The organism is Streptomyces flaveolus (assembly GCF_000716535.1).
Taxonomy (GTDB): Bacteria; Actinomycetota; Actinomycetes; order Streptomycetales; family Streptomycetaceae; genus Streptomyces; species Streptomyces flaveolus_A.
Map to the genome: position 1 here is coordinate 16,310 of NZ_JNWV01000036.1, position 15,455 is coordinate 31,764.

The following is a 15,455-nucleotide window of genomic DNA, read 5'->3' on the forward strand; positions in this document are numbered from 1 at the left end:
CTCACCGGGGGTGAGGCGGCGGCGCCGTCGAGGCGTCGTCAGATCTGACGCAGCGCGCCGCCGTCGACGGCCCACTCGGCGCCGGTGACCTGACCGGCCAGGGGCGAGAGCAGATAGGCGACGACCGCGGCCACGTCCCGCGGGTGACCGATGCGCCCGCTCGGCAGCCGGCGCTCCTCGCGGACGAAGCGGTCGACGGCCTCGTCGGGAGAGGTGCCGTAGCGCTGCGCGAGCTGCTCGGCGAAGCCGCCCGGCGCGTCGAACAGTTCGGTGCGGGTCGGACCCGGGGAGACGACGTTGGACCGCACGCCCACGGGCGCGAACTCCGCCGAGAGGGACTTCGAGACCGACAGCAGCGCCGTCTTGGCCGCCGCGTAGTCCAGCAGAGGCGGGGCCGGGAAGCGGGCGGCCTCGCTCGCGATGTGCACGATGCTTCCCGAGCGCTGCCCGACGAGCGTCGGCAGCACCGCGCGGGTCATCCGCACCGCGGCATGCAGATTCAATTCGAAGGAGGCTTTCCAGTCGGCGTCCGTGGTGTCGAGGAAACCCGTACGGGACGTCAGACCGCCGGCGTTGTTCACCAGACCGTCGATACGTCCGAACCGGCTCAGCGCGGCATCGGCAATGCGCTCGGCCGCCCCGGGATCGGTGATGTCCGCGGCGAATGCCCATACGTTTCCGTCAGCCGGGTCGCACCTCTCGGCGCGGCGGGCGACACCGACCACACGGGCTCCCTCGGCGGCGAGCGACTGCGCGACGGCCGCGCCGATCCCGGCCGACGCACCGGTGACGACGTACACCTTTCCGGCGAGTTCGAGGTCCACGGGGACTCCCTTCCGTGTCGCCTTGTGCTCAAGCGGCTTCCAGGCCTTCCGCGGCTGCCGGAAGGCGCGTGTGAGAGGCCACGAATTCGCCGAGCCACCGCCGGAAATCCGGTCCCAGGTCCTCGCGTTCCCAGGCCAGCCGGACCACGGCGCGCAGGTATTCGCCGGGATCGCCGGTGTCGTAGCGGCGCCCGGAGAAGACCACTGCGTGCACCGGGCCCGCGGTCCCGGTCCCGCACATCGCGCCGAGGGCGTCGGTGAGCTGGATCTCGCCCCCGCGCCCCGGCCCGGTGCGGCGCAGGACGCTGAAGACGCCGGGGTCGAGGACGTAGCGGCCCAGCACCGCGTAGCGGCTCGGCGCCCGGTCCGCAGACGGCTTCTCCACCAGCGACGTCACCCGCAGGACGTCGTCCTCGTCCGTCTCGGTCACCGCGGCGCACCCGTACCGGGAGATCTCGTGCGGGGCGACCTCCATCAGGGCCAGCACGCTGCCGCCGTACCGGTGGCGGACCTCGATCATCCGGGCCAGCAGCGGATCCCTGGGGTCGATCAGATCGTCGCCGAGGAGTACCGCGAAGGGGGCGTCGCCGACGTAGGACGCCGCCCGCAGCACCGCGTGGCCGAGCCCTCGCGGGTCTCCCTGGCGCACATAGTGGATGTTCGCGAAGGAAGCGGGAGAGGCGAGCCGGGACAGCTTGGTGTCCTCGCCCCTTTCCCGCAGCATGGTCTCGAGTTCGAATCCGCGGTCGAAGTGGTCCTCGACGGGGCGCTTGTTCCGCCCCGTCACCATCAGGATGTCGGAGAGGCCGGAGGATACAGCCTCTTCCACCACGTACTGAATGGCCGGCCTGTCCACCAGCGGCAGCATTTCCTTCGGCACGGCTTTGGTCGCCGGAAGGAATCGCGTGCCCAGTCCGGCGGCCGGGATGACGGCTTTCACCAAGCGGCGGGAACTGGTCATGCGGCGAATTTATCGACCGGGCGACTGCCCGGGCGAGGAGTTCCGGGCGACGCGGAACCGATTCAGTAGCTCCACCCTTCGTTCGCGCCCGGAAGGGCCGCCGGCCGTGCGGTGAACTGCTGAGTTCGCGCGAGGGGCGGGCTCGCGGAGCAGGAACTTGCCGAAGACGTCGCTCCGGTTTGCGTTCTCCCCTTGGCCCGCTCTCGAAGAGAGCGACGCGTGGCCCCCGGCTTCCCGGTGAGGCGGGACGGTGTGAGCGCGGCGACCGATCGCTCGGGAGCCGGACCGCCTGCGCGTGATCGAGTCCGGCAGCTACCACCGGCTGCTCGAGGGCCGCTTCCGCGCCCGCCCGCGCGCCGACCTCTCCGAGGTCTTCGCCGCCGTCGAACGGGGCGACGTCGTCGCCGAGCACCCGCTCGTCCAGGCACCGACGCGCTACGCCTGGCGGAGTCCGGGACCGTCACGGGAAAGGTCGTCGTGACCGCCCGTCAGGCATCGCCGCCCGCCCGAGCGCCGGTCCTGACCGACTCCGGCCCGTACTCGGGGAGTTCACCCCTCTCGCACCGCAAGCCCTCTTGTCTTGGTGTCATGTCACCGTCATTCTGTATCCGCACGCGTCCGTCTACCCGCATAGATGCGTGCACGGGCTCCACCTGACAGTGCGACACCGACCACTCCCTCCAGGAGGATCGATCCACGTGAGACCCCGTCACTCCCGTCGACGCTGCCTCGGCGCCGTCGCGGCATCCCTGGTCGCCCTGTGCGCCGGCCAGACCCTCAGCGCCCTGCCCGCCACGGCGGCCGTCGAGGCCCCCGCCCCCAGGTCCGCCGTCACGGCCGCGGAGGACCAGGCCGCGCGGGCGATAGCCGGTTCGCTCACCGACTCCGCCTGGCGTGCCCGCGTCCGGTCGGCCGCGCTCACCGCCGACGAGGTGAAGGTCACCGACCTGGCCGGACAGGCCGGCGGCACCTTGCGGTCCACCCTGACCGCGGCCGACCGCCGGATCGCCACGGCCAAGGGCCTGGGCACCGAGGTCGGCACGTTGCTGCGGCTGCGGCTCGGCGACGCGTCCATGCGCACCGCGCTCGCCGCCGGGGCCACGCCCTGGGTGGCCGCGGCCACCCAGGACGAGAACGCCACCACCGTCACCGCCTACGACAGCCACGGCCGGGCCCACACGCTCGACGCCCGTACGGCGCCCGCGCACCCGGTGTACGTCGTCGACATCGACAGCTCCAAGGCACTGGCCGCGGGTCTGGACGTACTGACCGAGGAGCTCTCGCGGTACGGCGTCCACTCCGCCGCGCCCACCGCCGAGCACACCCCTGCGGACCGCCCGCAGGCGCTCACCGCCACCGGGGGCTTCTGGACCACGCGCATCACCGCGGTCGAGCTCTCCGACGACGAGGAACCCTGGGTCAAGGGGGACGCGGAGATCTACACCCTGGTCACCGGCTTCGGCCAGGACGGCAAGGTGCGCGTCGACCCCGTCGACATGCCGTACCTCGACAATGACGGCACGGTCTACCGGCCCAACCAGATCCTGGTCAACTGGTCCTCCTACAAGTACGACCTGGCCGACGCCGTGATGATGGAAGAGGACGGCAGCACCAACTACCACGACCTCGCCCAGGCCATCGCCACCGCGCTGCTCACCATCACCGACCAAGGCGCCTACATCCCGCTGGTGAACGCGGTCCTGGACGCCATCCCGGACGACTGGTGGACCGACGACCCGGACTACGTCGACTCCTGGTACACCCTGGCCCGCAGCGACAACGGCACCCGCTACGGCGCCCGTGGCAACGGCTGGATGACGGTGCAGCCCTACTACGTGTCGGAGTTCTAGCCCGGCGCCGGGCCCCGGTCTGGCTCGTGCTGCATCGTGGCGTGCGCAGGACGCGCCAGGACGGTCATGCGAAGTGAAGTGCCGTCCTCAGCGTGTCCTGTGACGTCGCCGAGGCCGAGAGGCGTCCGGTGGAAAGGCAGCCGTCGAGCGCGTCGGCGCGGGTGCGGTACGGGTTCGGCGTCATCCGGGAGACGAGGAGGAGGGGACGAGTGCGTCGGCGTCGAGGGCTGCCGCGCGGAGGGCGGCCGCCACGCGGGTGACGGACGCTGTGGGCGGGTGGGGGAGACGGGCCAGGAGTAGTCGGCGCTGTTCCTGGGGCCCGCCGCGGACGGGCAGGATGCGGAGGCCCGGTGGTGCCGCCGGGGCGAGGGTGGCGGGCACGGTGGTCAGTCCGAAGCCGGCCGCGACGAGATGGAGCTTGGCGAGCCAGTCACGTGCGGTGTGAGCGATCTCGGGCCGCTCGTCCAGGCCTGGCCATACGCCCATCAGCCGGTCCTCGCCGGAGGTGGAGCCCGCGATCCAGCGTTGCCCGCGCAGGTCGGCCACGTCGACGAAGTCGCCGCGGGCCAGCGGGTGGGTGGCGGGCACCGCGAGGCAGAGGGCCCGTTCAGTGAGGGTGTGCAGGGCGAGCGGGGGCGTCTCGGTGTCCGGCGGCCGGAACGGCGGCGCGGACGCCAGCAGGGCCAGGTCGAGGCTGCCGGCTCGCAGGGCGCGCACCAGCGCCGGCGTGCTGCCCTCCCGGCCGACGACGTGCAGGCCGGGGTCCGTCCGGCGGAGCGCGGTCAGAGCCCGGGGCAGCAGGACGGCTCCCGCGCTGGGGAACCATCCCAGGCGGACCGTCCCGGCTTGTCCGGGCAGGCCGGACAGCTCGCGGGCGGTGGCTTCGATTTCGTCGAGGACGGTCGTCGCGCGGCGCATGACGAGGCGGCCGGCCGCGGTGAGTCGTACTCCCTCGCGCCGCCGTTCCAGCAGCTCGGTGCCTGCCGCCCGTTCGATCGCCGCGATCTGGCGGGAGACCGCCGACTGGGTGTAGCCCAACGAGGCGGCGGCCGCGGTGAAGGTCCCCTGCTCGGCGACGGCGCGGAAGACGCGCAGGGCGGTGAGCGACACGTCCGTGAAGTCCATGACGTTTACGCATACCAGATGTGCCCAAACTTCGTTGGACTCATGGACGTGGCGTTCCTAGCGTGGCGTCCATGAACGCTTCGCGCATCGCCCTCGTCACGGGCGCCAATCAGGGACTCGGCCGCGCTCTCGTCGAAGGGCTGGCGGCCCGCATGCGTCCGGACGACCTCGTCCTGCTCACCGGCCGCGACGACCAGCGGGTGGCGGACGCCGCCTACGAGGTCAGCCGGTCGCCTGGCACGCGGGCCCGCGTCGAAGGCCGGGTCCTGGACGTCACCGACACCGATGCCATCGCCCGTCTCGCCGAGGAGGTGCGGGCCCGGTGCGGAGGGGTCGACGTGGTCGTCTCCAACGCGGTTGCCCGTCTGCTGCCAGAGGAGTCGCAGGCCGAGCGGGCGGACGAGTTCATCGACGTCTCCAACACCGCCACCCATGCGATCCTGCGCTCCTTCGCCCCGGTCCTGCGTCCGGGCGGTCGGCTGCTCGTCGTGGCCAGCAGTCTGGGCACCCTCGGCCACCTCGACGCCGGGCTTCACCACCTGTTCGACGACGCGAGCCTGGACCAGGTCGAGTACGCCGTCGAGTCCTGGCGCAGTGCCCTCCACAACGGCACCGCGCAGGAGGCCGGCTGGCCCCTCTGGTTGAACGTGCCTTCGAAGGTGGCTCAGGTCGCAGCCGTCCGCGCCGTCGCCGCAGGACGCCGCGAGGAGGATCTCGCCGACGGCACGCTGATCGCGGCTGTGTGTCCCGGCATGGTCGACACCGCCACCTCGCGCCCCTGGTTCAGCGACTACAGCCGGGCGCAGTCACCGGCCCAGGCCGCCGAAGCCGTGCTCGACCTGGTCTTCGCCGAACGCGTCGACCCCGCCCTCTACGGCGAACTGGTCCGCTTCGGCGAGGCCCTGGACTGGTACGGCGGCACACCCCCGGTGGAGCAGGACCGCCTGCTCACACCCTGAATGCGCGAAGCCGTCGCGCGCACCTGAAGACGCAGCAAGGAGTTCGCTCATGAGTCCGCTCACCACTCCCTTCGGTTTCTCCAGCACGGCTGCCGAGGTGGCGCAAGGCGTCGATCTCACCGGCCGTCGTGCGGTGGTCACCGGCGCCTCCTCCGGCCTCGGGGCCGAGACGGCCCGGGCCCTGGCCGCCACGGGCGCGGCAGTCACCCTCGCTGTCCGGGACCTTGCGACGGGCGAACGCGTCGCCAAGGACATCACCGCGTCGACGGGCAATCAGGAGGTGCGCGTCGCGCATCTCGACCTGGCCGATGCCGCGTCCGTCACCGCTTTCACCGGCGCCTGGCGGGGCCCGCTGCACATCCTGGTGAACAACGCGGGCGTCATGGCCTGCCCCGAGCAGTACACCGAACAGGGATGGGAATGGCAGTTCGCCACCAACCACCTGGGCCACTTCGCCCTCACCACCGGTCTGCACGAGGCGCTGGCCGCCGACGGCAACGCGCGCGTCGTCATGGTGAGTTCGACCGGCCACCAGCGGTCACCCATCGTGTGGGACGACGTCAACTTCGCCTTCCGCCCCTATGACCCGTGGCTCGCCTACGGCCAGTCCAAGACCGCCAACGTCCTCTTCGCGGTCGAGGCCGCCCGTCGCTGGGCCGCAGACAACATCACCGCCAACGCCTGCATGCCCGGCGCCATTCACACGAACCTGCAACGGCACACCGGCGGCCGCGGCAGCGGCAGGGTCCCCGCCCACCTGATCAAGACCGTTGAACAGGGCGCGGCGACCTCCGTCCTCCTCGCCACCTCGCCCCTCCTCGAAGGCGTCGGTGGCCGCTACTTCGTCGACTGCGCCGAGACCGAGGTCATCGAGCGCCGCTCCGGCACCCTGCACGGCGTCGCCCGGTACGCCGTCGACCCGGACAACGCCCGACGCCTGTGGACCCTGTCGCAGGAACTGCTCGCACCCACCCGCTGAGAAGACCCGCCGGCCGACACCGCAGGCGCTTCCACGTGGTGCTCGCCCGGATCTGAAACCGTCAGCGACTCCTACCGCTGCGGCTGTGTGCGGAGCCCGTCGAGGATGAGCGCGAGCATGCGGGGCGACCGGTCTTCGGGACCGGACGCGGCGCGCCACAGTGCCCCGGTGAGCTGGAGGAAGTCGCCGGGGTCGGCGTCGGTGCGGATGCTTCCGTCCTTCTTGCCGGCGTCGAGCAGCTCCGTGATCGCGGCGATGACCGGTCCGTAGCTCTGCTCGCTGATCGCCTGGTGCGCGCCGGGGCTGAGCGCGTCGCCGAGGCCGTGCTTGCGGCGCATCGCTTCGACGAGGTCGGTCGTCCAGTGGCGGAGCGCTTCGAGGGGCGGCAGCTCGGCGAGCAGCCCCGGCACGCTGCCGACGATGCGTGTGACCTCGTCCTGGTAGACGGCGAGGGCGAGTGCTTCGCGGGTGGGGAAGTTGCGGTACAGGGTGCCCGGGCCGACGCCGGCGCGCTGGGCGATCTGGTTCATCGACGCGCTGCCGTCCTCCGCGAGCGCTTCGCGGGCGGCTTGGAGGATGCGCGCCCTGTTCTCGCGCGCGTCTGAACGGACCACGGGACCTCACCTTGCTAAGTGGAGAGTTCTCCACTACGTTATATGGAGACCTCTCCGCTTACTTTAGAGGAGCATCATGCGGTACATCAAGCTCGGCACCACCGGCTTGGACGTGTCACCGATCGCCATCGGCGCCATGACCTACGGCGAGCCCGACCGGGGCCACCCCGTCTGGTCGAGGGGCGAGGAGGAGGCGCGCCCGCTCATCAGGCACGCGCTGGAGGCGGGGATCAACTTCTTCGACACCGCGAACATGTACTCGAATGGGACCAGCGAGGAGATCCTCGGCCGCGCGCTCAAGGACTTCGCCGACCGCGATGCCGTGGTCGTCGCCACGAAGCTGCGTCATCCGATGCGCCTCGGACCGAACGGACGGGGACTGTCGCGTAAGGCGATCATGACCGAGGTCGACCATTCGCTGCGCCGCCTGGGCACCGACTACATCGACCTCTACCAGATTCACCGCAACGACCACTCCACCCCTTGGGAGGAGACGCTCGAGGCGCTCAGCGACCTCGTGAAGGCCGGCAAGGTCCGCTACCTCGGCGCCTCGTCCATGCACGCGTGGGAGTTCGCGAAGGCACTGCACCTGCAGAAGCAGAACGGCTGGGCGCGTTTCGTCTCGATGCAGAACCACTACAACCTCCTTGCCCGGGAGGAGGAGCGGGAGATGATCCCGCTGTGCCTGGACGAGGGCGTCGGCACGATCATCTGGTCGCCGCTCGCCCGCGGCCGGCTCGCCCGAGGCTGGGACGACGCCAGGTCGACGGTGCGCTCCGAGACGGACGGAGCGTACGCGGACCTGCTCTACTCGCCCGAGCAGGCGGCATCCAACCACGCGATCATCGACGCGGTCGGGCAGGTGGCGGACGCCCACGGCGCCAGCCGTGCGCAGGTCGCGCTCGCCTGGCTGCGACGCCAGCCGGTCGTCACCGCGCCGCTGGTCGGCGCCGGCTCGATCCGGCAGATCGACGAGGCCGTGGGCTCCCTCGACATCGAGCTCACCGACGACGAGGTACGCGCCCTGGAAGCCCCGTACACGCCGCGGTACGACTGGCAGGGCGTCTCGGACGAGGCCGAGATGGAGGCCATCCGCCGGCGCGTCCCCGGCATGGCCCTTTCATGAACCCCATCGTCCGCTCCGGCGTGGCTGCTCGCACCGGAGCCCTCCTCATCCTGCTCGGCCCGCTCGTGTCCTGGCTCGCCGAGTTCGTCACCGCCGCCGCCTGGCAGGACCCGCCGTATGCGCCGCTGTACAACTGGGTCAGCCATCTCGGCCTGACCGGCCCGCCACAGACCGCGTTCGGACAAGTCGCCAACTCCCCCCTCGGCGCCGTCATGGACACCGGCTGGGTGATCTACGGCATCCTCTTGATCGTGGGCGCGTTCCTCGTGTTCGACCCGCGCGAGGGCACCCGCCCGATCATCATCCTGATCCTCGCCGTCGTCGCCGGCGTCGGGGTCTCGCTCGTGGGTGTCTTCCAGGGCTCCGACGCGAACGTCCACAACGGCCTGATCGCGTTCCACACCTTCGGTGCTCAGGGCGTCATGCTCGCCGGCAACATCATGGCGATCGGCGTCGGAGTCAGCGGGACCCGCATCGGCCTCGGGAGGAGCCGGTCGATCGCGAGCATCGCACTCGGCACCGTCGGACTGACCGCGTTCCCCCTCTTCATGGCCGACGTGTTCACCGGCTGGATGTGGGACATCGGCATGCTGGAACGCGCAGTGATCTACCCGATCATGATCGGCCACACCCTCCTCGGAAGCAGCCTGGCCGCCGCCCGGCGACGTCATGCGACGCGCCCGCCGACACCACTCGAAGCACAAATCGCGAACTGAGGAGACACAGATGACACAGGTACTGGTCACCGGAGGGACAGGATTCATCGGCAGCTGGTGCGTCCTGACCCTGCTCGACGCCGGGTACACCGTCCGCACCACAGTCCGCGACCTGCGGCGAGAGCCGGCACTGCGCTCCTGGCTCCACGCAGCCCAGTCGTTCCAGGACGACCGCCTCACGGTCGTACGCGCCGACCTCGAACACCCCGACGACTGGGACGAAGCCGTCGCCGGCTGCGACTTCGTCCTCCACGTCGCCTCGCCGACCCTGCGCAGTGCACCGGCGAACGACGACGAGATGGTGGTCCCAGCGCGCGAGGGCGTCCTGCGGGTGCTGCGCGCCGCCCGCGACGCCGGCGTGGACCGCGTCGTCCTGACGAGCGCCTTCGGAGCCGTCGGGATCGGGCATCCGCCGCGCTCGACCCCGTTCACCGAGGAGGACTGGACCGACATCGACAGCGACATCCCGCCCTACCAGCGGTCCAAAACGCTCGCCGAGCGTGCCGCCTGGCAGTTCATCGAAGACGAAGGCGGTGGCCTGGAACTGGCGGCGGTTCATCCCGTGGGGGTCCTCGGACCACTGCTGGGTCCGGACGACCCGCCATCCCTGCGCCTAGTGCGCAGAATGCTCGAGGGACGGGTTCCCGCGTGCCCTCCCTTCGGGATGGGCTACGTCGACGTGCGCGACGTCGCGGACCTGCATCTGCGCGCGATGACGGATCCGGCGGCCGCCGGCGAGCGTTTCCTCGCGATCGCGGGGCACAGCCTGCGCCTCGTCGACATCGCGCGCATTCTGCGTGACCGCCTGGGCGAGCACGCCGCGAAGGCCCCGACCCGTGAACTGCCCGTGTGGCTCACACACGCGCTGGGCATCGTGAACCCCGAACTGCGACTGCTGAGACACCAGCTCGGCCGGGACCTCGACGCCACGAGCGCCAAGGCGGAACGCCTCCTGGGGTGGCGGGCGCGTCCCATCGAGGACACCATCGCCGAGACGGCAGAGAGCCTCCTCGCCCACGGCATCGGGAAGTGACCGGCTCGGGAGTCGTTCCCCCGGCCCGCTAGCTGGGCCCGGCGGACAGTCCGGGAAGTTCCAAGCCTTGCCACAACGCGCGGCGCACCATCGGCTCGTCCAGCCGGGTCGGGCGGCCTCTAACGGGCGCGGTCAGGTACCGGACAGCGACCGCGGTGCGAGTCACCTCGGGGGGCTGAACGGGTCTTTGACGAGAATGCTGTGCGTCCCGGGCACCTGCGATGCCAGCCCGGGGGGAATGATCTGGACGACGTTGCCCTGGCACCCCGGGACGTTGTGGACGCGGACGGGAACGTCCGTGAAGTTGAGTACGGTGGACAGCTGAGCGACCTCGTAACAGCCCAGTGGGTTGTTGTGGACGATTCCGTCGATGCGGAGGAATCCGTTCGTGGCGAACGCCGATCCGGGAACGGTGAGCGCAAGCATTCCGGCGGCCGCGGATATGGTGAGTGTCGAGCTGATGCGACGCATGGCGCGGCTCCTCATAGGCAGGTCGGAGGGTGTTCCAGCCCTGCAAACGACCGTACGGAAGTGTGCGGGTACTGCATCCCGGTGTCGTCCGGACGGGCGACCTCGGCCCGTGAACCCTCCCGCGCCCGATCGGCGCACCGGTGCGCCGGCACCGACGAATACGAGATCTCTCCGGTTACTGGCCGACCGCTCACAACCCTGCGCCCTGGCGGCGGAGCAGTGCTGACGGCCGACCGGTGCTGAAAGCTGTCGGGACGAAAGGCAGTCGCGGCAGACGAGCGGGGAGAACAGGCGCGTGCGCCCGGGCGCCTGCGCGGCCGATCACGCGGAGGCGATCACACGATCCCGTAGGTCACGCGCCCCCACATCGGTCGCTGCCAGGGCCAGGGTGCTGGTGACCACGCCGCCGAGCCACCGGGGCATACGGACGCCCACCCGCCGTAGCAGCGAGACGCCCGCCTCGGTCCACGACGCCCGACGTCTTGGCTGATCTTTTCGACTACCGTCCCCTGTCGGGGTTGTCCGAGGCGGGCTCGCCGAGACCGGCGGCCGGGGGAGGGGAGGAGCCTGACCGCCGCCCAGCTCACCGGCCGGTCTTCTCGAACATTGCCAGCTGGTCCTTGACCCAGGGGTCGAACACCGCGAGCCGATGCTGGGACGACGGGCAGAAGGTCGCCAGCTGGTCCGCGATCCACGCGTCCATGGGTTGCCGGGCGGCACGGTCGCGGTCGCTGGAGTGGTCGGTGTCACGCGGCACGCCGGCGGCCGGATGGTGCTCGGGCGTCTGGGCCGTGGCCGCCATCGCGGGACCGCCGCCAAGCGCCACGGCGCCTGCGGCGAGAAGCGCCGACGCGCCGACGATCGCGATCCGTCCAGTCATCCGCATGATCTTCTCCTTCGTGCCGGGCCGCGTCGCCCTGTCGGTCTCGGTGGGACAACGCGTGACGGGGTGTTCCGGCAGTGGTGCGACCCCGCCAGGGGGCGCGCATACCCGCTCCGCACGCGCCCCACACTTACCGGGACATCCCGGGCGTCGAAGTTCTGTCCGGCGTCTCGCCAGCGGCACCGACTGCTCACGCAGCGTAAGACCCGCGATGGTCGCGCGCGCCGGCCAACGCAGGAAAGTGCGCAGCTCAGGTCGCGGCGGAACGAGCCCGTTCGTCATGGGCGCCAGGCCATCGCGTCGATGCCGGAGGCGCCGCGCTCTGCGCACACCGGTTCCGAGCCGTCGAAGTACAGCGTCCCAGTGGTACGGGGGAGACCACCGGGACGGCAACGCCCAGCCTAGTCGGCGCGTCGCCGCGTGGTGCTGTTGCCGGCGCGCTCGGTGCGCCACAGGACTGCGGCCGTGTTGGCCAGGGCGCAGGCGGCGACGGCGGCCCCCGTGCTCCCGGGGTGGAGGAAGCCGACGGTCGGTCGGTGGGGCACGGGTCTACTGCGGTTGAACTCGTGGTGTCGTAGGGGCTGATGGCTCGTCGTCCGTGCGGTATCACCGGAGCATGCGATATCCGCAAGGAGGCGGGCTGACTGCCGAACGGCAGAGTTCCGCGAGGAGTTACGGCTCGAGGCGGCCGAGCGGTTCGCCCAGGGCGAGGCGAGCTCGGTCATCGCCAAGGCTCTGCGCGTCAACGTCCGCTCGGTACAACGGTGGCGGCAGAAGTGGGACGAGGGCGGTCCGCGGCCCCTGCGGTCGCAGGGGCCGGCATCGCTGCCGAGGCTGAGCCAGGAGCAGTTCGCGCAGCTGGAGGCGGAGCTGGCCAAGGGGCCGGCCGCGCACGGCTGGGAGGACTAGCGCTGGACACTGGCGCGGATCAAGACGGTGATCGGTCGGCGCTTTCACATGGCCTACACGATCCAGGGCGTGCGGAAACTGCTGGCGCGTAACGGCTGGTCCTGGCAGGTCCCGGCCCGACGGGCCATGGAGCGGGACGACGGGGTGGTGGCCGGGTGGGTCAAGGAGGTGTGGCCCTGCGCGGAAGACTCGCGGCGGCCCGTGGAGCCTGGCTCGTCTTCGAGGACGAAGCCGGATTCTCCATGACGCCGCCGCACGCGAAGACCTGGTCACAGCGCGGCCGGACCCCGGTGGTTCGGGTCCGCGGCCGCTCCCGTAGACGGATCTCCATCGCCGCGCTGACCTGCTACAAACCCGGTCACCGATCCAGGCTCATCTACCGGCCCCGCCATGACGACGGCCGTCGCGATGGGCGCAAGAGCTTCTCCTGGCGCGACTACCGGGACCTGTTGATCGCAGCACACCAGCAGCTCGGCGGCCCGATCGTTCTCGTCTGGGACAACCTCAACGTCCACAAGGCCGCCGACCTGCAAACGTTCGCCGAGGCCCGGGACTGGCTGACCATCTACTATCTGCCGCCCTACGCACCCGACCTCAACCCAGTCGAGGGGATCTGGTCCCTCCTGCGACGCGGCTGGCTCTCCAACGTCGCCTTCAGTACCCCCGAACACCTCGTCCAGCGCATCCGGCGCGGCCTACGGCACATCCAGTACCGCAGCGAACTCATAGACGGCTGCCTCGCCGAGACCGGCCTGACGATCAGACCCACCTGAGCAAGCCGGCCACATCACAAGTTCAACCTCAGTGATGCAGGGCGGCCGCGAGTGCCTCGGCCAGGGTCACGGGCGGGCGGCCGATCAGGCGGCGCAAGTCGCCAGAGTCGGTGTACATCTCGCCGCGGTTCATGCCGCGGTCAGCGTCAGCGAGGACCTCCGCCAGCTCGGCGGGTAGGCCCGCGGCGGCCAGTACCTGGGCGAAGTCGGCCACCGGGAGGTCAGCGTAGGTAACCTGCTTTCCGGCCGCAGCGGAGATCGCGGCGGCGAGCTCAGTCAGGGTGAAGGATTCGTCGCCGCCGAGCTCGTACACGGCGCCGGTGTGGCCTTCAGCGCTGAGGACGACCGCTGCGGCCTCGGCGTAGTCGGCGCGGGACGCGGCGCTGATCCGCCCCTTGCCTGCGGCGCCGACGACCGCGCCGTTCTGCAGGATCTGCGGCAGTTGGCTGGTGTAGTTCTCCAGGTACCAGCCGTTGCGCAGCAGCACGCTGGGGATTCCGCGGTCCCGCAGATACGCCTCGGTCTCGCCGTGCGTGGCACCGATGACGGTGGTGGCCGTGTCCGCGTGCGTCGTGCTCGTGTACGCCACCAGCGACACGCCTGCGGACGCCGCGGCGTCGATCACGCGGCGGTGGTTGGCGACCCGCTCGCCCACGGGGACCGAGGCCGAGATCAGCAGCAGCCTTTCCGCCCCCGCGAATGCCTCGGCCAGGCCGTCGGTGTCCGCGAAGTCCGCGCGGCGTACCGTGATGCCCCGGTCGGCCAAATCATTGATCCCGGCGATGTCCCGGCCGGTCGCGATGATGTCCGCGGCCGGGATCCCGCGCCGCAGCAGTGCCTCGACGGTGAGCCTGCCCAGCTGGCCGGTGGCTCCGGTGACGACGATCGGCATGATGGTCATTCCTTCCTTCCGCGCGTGCCTCGCACGCCTGCCGCGGTCTGTCCGCCGCGGGATGGAACACAGAATGACCTGCACACTCTCTGTTGGGGAGCAGCCACTTCTTGGTAGGGTACTTACCGCAGCGAAAGCATTGAGGTGAGCCGTATGGCTGCTGTCGAGAATGTGACCGGGCCCATGCGGTCATTCGATCCGTACGAGCGCGGCTGCCCGTCGCGGGACCTGCTCGACCAGATCGGCAGCAAGTGGGCGGTCCTCGTGCTCGGCGAACTCGGCCGGAACGGGACCTCCCGGTTCGGCCAGCTCCGGCAGGCGCTGGCGGGCGTGAGCGAGAAGATGCTCACCCAGACGCTGCGCACCCTCGAACGCGACGGGCTGGTCAGCCGGACCGTCTACCCAGAGGTGCCGCCGCACGTGGAGTATGAGCTGACCACGCTCGGCCAGACGCTACGGGAACCGCTGAAGGCGCTTACGGAGTGGTCCGTGCTGCACATCGAAGAAGTCATCACCGCCCGCGAAGAGTACGACGACCGCACTGAGCGCACCAGGTAGTCAGCGGCGGCCAGCGGTCTGGTCATAGACGGCCGCCTCGCCGAGACCGGCCCGACCATCAGACCCGCCTAAGCCACCCGGCGACATCACGAGTTCAACCTCAGTACTCCGGGGAGTGGGTGAGGAGGTAGTCGATGGCCTCGGCGACGTCGTCGACGGTGTGGTGGGGTGTGCGGAGTCCGTCGGGCCAAGTGCGGCCACGGACCCATATGGTGCGCAGACCTGCGTTGTAGCCGCCTGTGATGTCGGTTTCGGGGTTGTCGCCGGTCATCCAGTCGCCGGTGGTGAGTTGGGTGCCGCATCGAGCGGCCGCGAGTTCGAAGAGCCTGGGGTCGGGTTTGCGGACGTCGATGTCGCCGGAGGCGGCGATACCGTCGATCAGGTCGGCAAGTCCAGTGGCCCGTACTTTGGCGCGTTGGATGTCGCTGGCCCCGTTGGTGGCGACTCCGATGCTCCAGCCGGCGTCCTTGAGGCGGGTGAGCGCGGTGAGCACGGCGGGGCGGCAGGTGACGGCGGACGCCATGCGGTCGACGTATACGCGCCAGAGGTGATCGCTGGTCTCGGCGATCGGGAAGGCAGCGCGCAGGCGGTCGAAGTCGGCCCGCTCGGCGCGGTCGGCGAGTTCGGTCAGCAGCCAGTTCTCGATCTCGGGCCCGTAGCGGTGGTCACGGCTGAGGGTGGCTATGGCGTCGGCGAAGGCGCTGGTGCGGTCGACCAGGGTGCCGTCCAAGTCGAAGATCGCGAGTCTCACGAACACGGACCCTACCCGGCCGAGTCCGCCG

At 70.6% G+C, this 15,455-nt stretch carries 17 protein-coding genes and 1 pseudogene; 9 read left to right on the plus strand and 9 right to left on the minus strand.

From position 1 onward, the window contains the following. Positions 1–38 precede the first annotated feature (38 nt). Both OO52_RS33695 and OO52_RS33700 read right to left on the minus strand, forming a co-directional pair. The gene (locus tag OO52_RS33695) at positions 39–824 is read right to left on the minus strand and encodes an SDR family NAD(P)-dependent oxidoreductase (protein ID WP_030938774.1); all 786 of its coding nucleotides are present in this window, start codon (positions 822–824) and stop codon (positions 39–41) included. A 28-nt stretch (positions 825–852) separates the two neighbouring features. Further along, positions 853–1,785 (minus strand): UTP--glucose-1-phosphate uridylyltransferase, encoded by a 933-nt coding sequence (locus tag OO52_RS33700; RefSeq protein ID WP_063738822.1) that lies wholly within the window; start codon positions 1,783–1,785, stop codon positions 853–855. A 295-nt stretch (positions 1,786–2,080) separates the two neighbouring features. On the opposite strand from OO52_RS33700, the gene OO52_RS33705 reads away from it, so the two are divergent. Both OO52_RS33705 and OO52_RS33710 read left to right on the plus strand, forming a co-directional pair. Continuing rightward, complete coding sequence (locus OO52_RS33705) at positions 2,081–2,266, plus strand: hypothetical protein (RefSeq protein WP_030938780.1); 186 nt, start codon at positions 2,081–2,083, stop codon at positions 2,264–2,266. 217 nt (positions 2,267–2,483) lie between these two features. Next, positions 2,484–3,635: a DUF3103 family protein gene (locus OO52_RS33710; protein WP_030938783.1), complete on the plus strand. Its 1,152-nt coding sequence runs from the start codon at positions 2,484–2,486 to the stop codon at positions 3,633–3,635. Between the two features lie 180 nt (positions 3,636–3,815). Here the strand turns inward: OO52_RS33710 and OO52_RS33715 are convergent, their stop codons facing one another. Further along, positions 3,816–4,760: a LysR family transcriptional regulator gene (locus OO52_RS33715; protein ID WP_030938786.1), complete on the minus strand. Its 945-nt coding sequence runs from the start codon at positions 4,758–4,760 to the stop codon at positions 3,816–3,818. 71 nt (positions 4,761–4,831) lie between these two features. On the opposite strand from OO52_RS33715, the gene OO52_RS33720 reads away from it, so the two are divergent. Beyond that, a complete protein-coding gene (locus OO52_RS33720; protein ID WP_030938789.1) occupies positions 4,832–5,719 on the plus strand; it encodes an SDR family NAD(P)-dependent oxidoreductase in 888 nt (295 codons plus the stop codon). A gap of 49 nt (positions 5,720–5,768) precedes the next feature. Continuing rightward, complete coding sequence (locus OO52_RS33725) at positions 5,769–6,698, plus strand: SDR family NAD(P)-dependent oxidoreductase (RefSeq protein ID WP_030938792.1); 930 nt, start codon at positions 5,769–5,771, stop codon at positions 6,696–6,698. A gap of 71 nt (positions 6,699–6,769) precedes the next feature. On the opposite strand, the gene OO52_RS33730 is transcribed toward OO52_RS33725, so the two are convergent. Further along, positions 6,770–7,312, minus strand: coding sequence for a TetR/AcrR family transcriptional regulator (locus tag OO52_RS33730; RefSeq protein ID WP_030938796.1), 543 nt, complete (start codon positions 7,310–7,312; stop codon positions 6,770–6,772). Positions 7,313–7,388: 76 nt separating this feature from the next. On the opposite strand from OO52_RS33730, the gene OO52_RS33735 reads away from it, so the two are divergent. Genes OO52_RS33735 through OO52_RS33745 form a run of 3 tightly spaced genes read left to right on the plus strand, consistent with a single transcriptional unit; the run spans position 7,389 to position 10,187 of the window. Continuing rightward, on the plus strand, positions 7,389–8,438 hold the full coding sequence (locus tag OO52_RS33735; protein ID WP_030938798.1) for an aldo/keto reductase: 1,050 nt from the start codon (positions 7,389–7,391) through the stop codon (positions 8,436–8,438). Further along, complete coding sequence (locus tag OO52_RS48190) at positions 8,435–9,154, plus strand: DUF998 domain-containing protein (protein ID WP_030938800.1); 720 nt, start codon at positions 8,435–8,437, stop codon at positions 9,152–9,154. The genes OO52_RS33735 and OO52_RS48190 overlap by 4 nt, the downstream gene beginning before the upstream one ends. A 10-nt stretch (positions 9,155–9,164) precedes the next feature. Continuing rightward, complete coding sequence (locus OO52_RS33745) at positions 9,165–10,187, plus strand: SDR family oxidoreductase (RefSeq protein WP_030938802.1); 1,023 nt, start codon at positions 9,165–9,167, stop codon at positions 10,185–10,187. 162 nt (positions 10,188–10,349) lie between these two features. On the opposite strand, the gene OO52_RS33750 is transcribed toward OO52_RS33745, so the two are convergent. From OO52_RS33750 to OO52_RS50085, 3 genes are all read right to left on the minus strand, one after another. After that, complete coding sequence (locus tag OO52_RS33750; protein ID WP_030938804.1) at positions 10,350–10,658, minus strand: hypothetical protein; 309 nt, start codon at positions 10,656–10,658, stop codon at positions 10,350–10,352. 583 nt (positions 10,659–11,241) lie between these two features. Next, a complete protein-coding gene (locus OO52_RS33755; protein ID WP_051847887.1) occupies positions 11,242–11,544 on the minus strand; it encodes a hypothetical protein in 303 nt (100 codons plus the stop codon). 398 nt (positions 11,545–11,942) lie between these two features. Further along, positions 11,943–12,086 (minus strand): hypothetical protein, encoded by a 144-nt coding sequence (locus OO52_RS50085; RefSeq protein WP_231406380.1) that lies wholly within the window; start codon positions 12,084–12,086, stop codon positions 11,943–11,945. 71 nt (positions 12,087–12,157) lie between these two features. Between OO52_RS50085 and OO52_RS54730 the strand changes: the two are divergent. Then, positions 12,158–13,223 (plus strand): annotated as a pseudogene (locus tag OO52_RS54730) (IS630 family transposase). A 28-nt stretch (positions 13,224–13,251) separates the two neighbouring features. Here the strand turns inward: OO52_RS54730 and OO52_RS33765 are convergent. Further along, on the minus strand, positions 13,252–14,124 hold the full coding sequence (locus OO52_RS33765; RefSeq protein WP_078877121.1) for an SDR family oxidoreductase: 873 nt from the start codon (positions 14,122–14,124) through the stop codon (positions 13,252–13,254). Positions 14,125–14,268: 144 nt separating this feature from the next. Between OO52_RS33765 and OO52_RS33770 the strand changes: the two genes are divergently transcribed. After that, positions 14,269–14,673 carry a winged helix-turn-helix transcriptional regulator gene (locus OO52_RS33770; RefSeq protein WP_030938812.1) on the plus strand — a complete coding sequence of 135 codons (405 nt, stop codon included), beginning with the start codon at positions 14,269–14,271 and terminating at the stop codon, positions 14,671–14,673. Between the two features lie 100 nt (positions 14,674–14,773). Here the strand turns inward: OO52_RS33770 and OO52_RS33775 are convergent, their stop codons facing one another. Beyond that, entirely contained in the window at positions 14,774–15,424 is a 651-nt protein-coding gene (locus tag OO52_RS33775; protein WP_030938814.1) for an HAD family hydrolase, read from the minus strand. Between the last annotated feature and the right edge of the window lie 31 nt (positions 15,425–15,455).

What these genes read in the sequence shown, in the direction of transcription:
- OO52_RS33735 (WP_030938798.1), top strand. Translation starts at nt 7,389, where the DNA reads ATGCGGTACATCAAGCTCGGCACCACCGGCTTGGACGTGTCACCGATC.
- OO52_RS33745 (WP_030938802.1), top strand. Translation starts at nt 9,165, where the DNA reads ATGACACAGGTACTGGTCACCGGAGGGACAGGATTCATCGGCAGCTGG.
- OO52_RS48190 (WP_030938800.1), top strand. Translation starts at nt 8,435, where the DNA reads ATGAACCCCATCGTCCGCTCCGGCGTGGCTGCTCGCACCGGAGCCCTC.
- OO52_RS33750 (WP_030938804.1), bottom strand. Translation starts at nt 10,658, where the DNA reads ATGCGTCGCATCAGCTCGACACTCACCATATCCGCGGCCGCCGGAATG.
- OO52_RS33770 (WP_030938812.1), top strand. Translation starts at nt 14,269, where the DNA reads ATGGCTGCTGTCGAGAATGTGACCGGGCCCATGCGGTCATTCGATCCG.
- OO52_RS33725 (WP_030938792.1), top strand. Translation starts at nt 5,769, where the DNA reads ATGAGTCCGCTCACCACTCCCTTCGGTTTCTCCAGCACGGCTGCCGAG.
- OO52_RS33755 (WP_051847887.1), bottom strand. Translation starts at nt 11,544, where the DNA reads ATGCGGATGACTGGACGGATCGCGATCGTCGGCGCGTCGGCGCTTCTC.
- OO52_RS33720 (WP_030938789.1), top strand. Translation starts at nt 4,832, where the DNA reads ATGAACGCTTCGCGCATCGCCCTCGTCACGGGCGCCAATCAGGGACTC.
- OO52_RS33765 (WP_078877121.1), bottom strand. Translation starts at nt 14,124, where the DNA reads ATGACCATCATGCCGATCGTCGTCACCGGAGCCACCGGCCAGCTGGGC.
- OO52_RS33715 (WP_030938786.1), bottom strand. Translation starts at nt 4,760, where the DNA reads ATGGACTTCACGGACGTGTCGCTCACCGCCCTGCGCGTCTTCCGCGCC.
- OO52_RS33700 (WP_063738822.1), bottom strand. Translation starts at nt 1,785, where the DNA reads ATGACCAGTTCCCGCCGCTTGGTGAAAGCCGTCATCCCGGCCGCCGGA.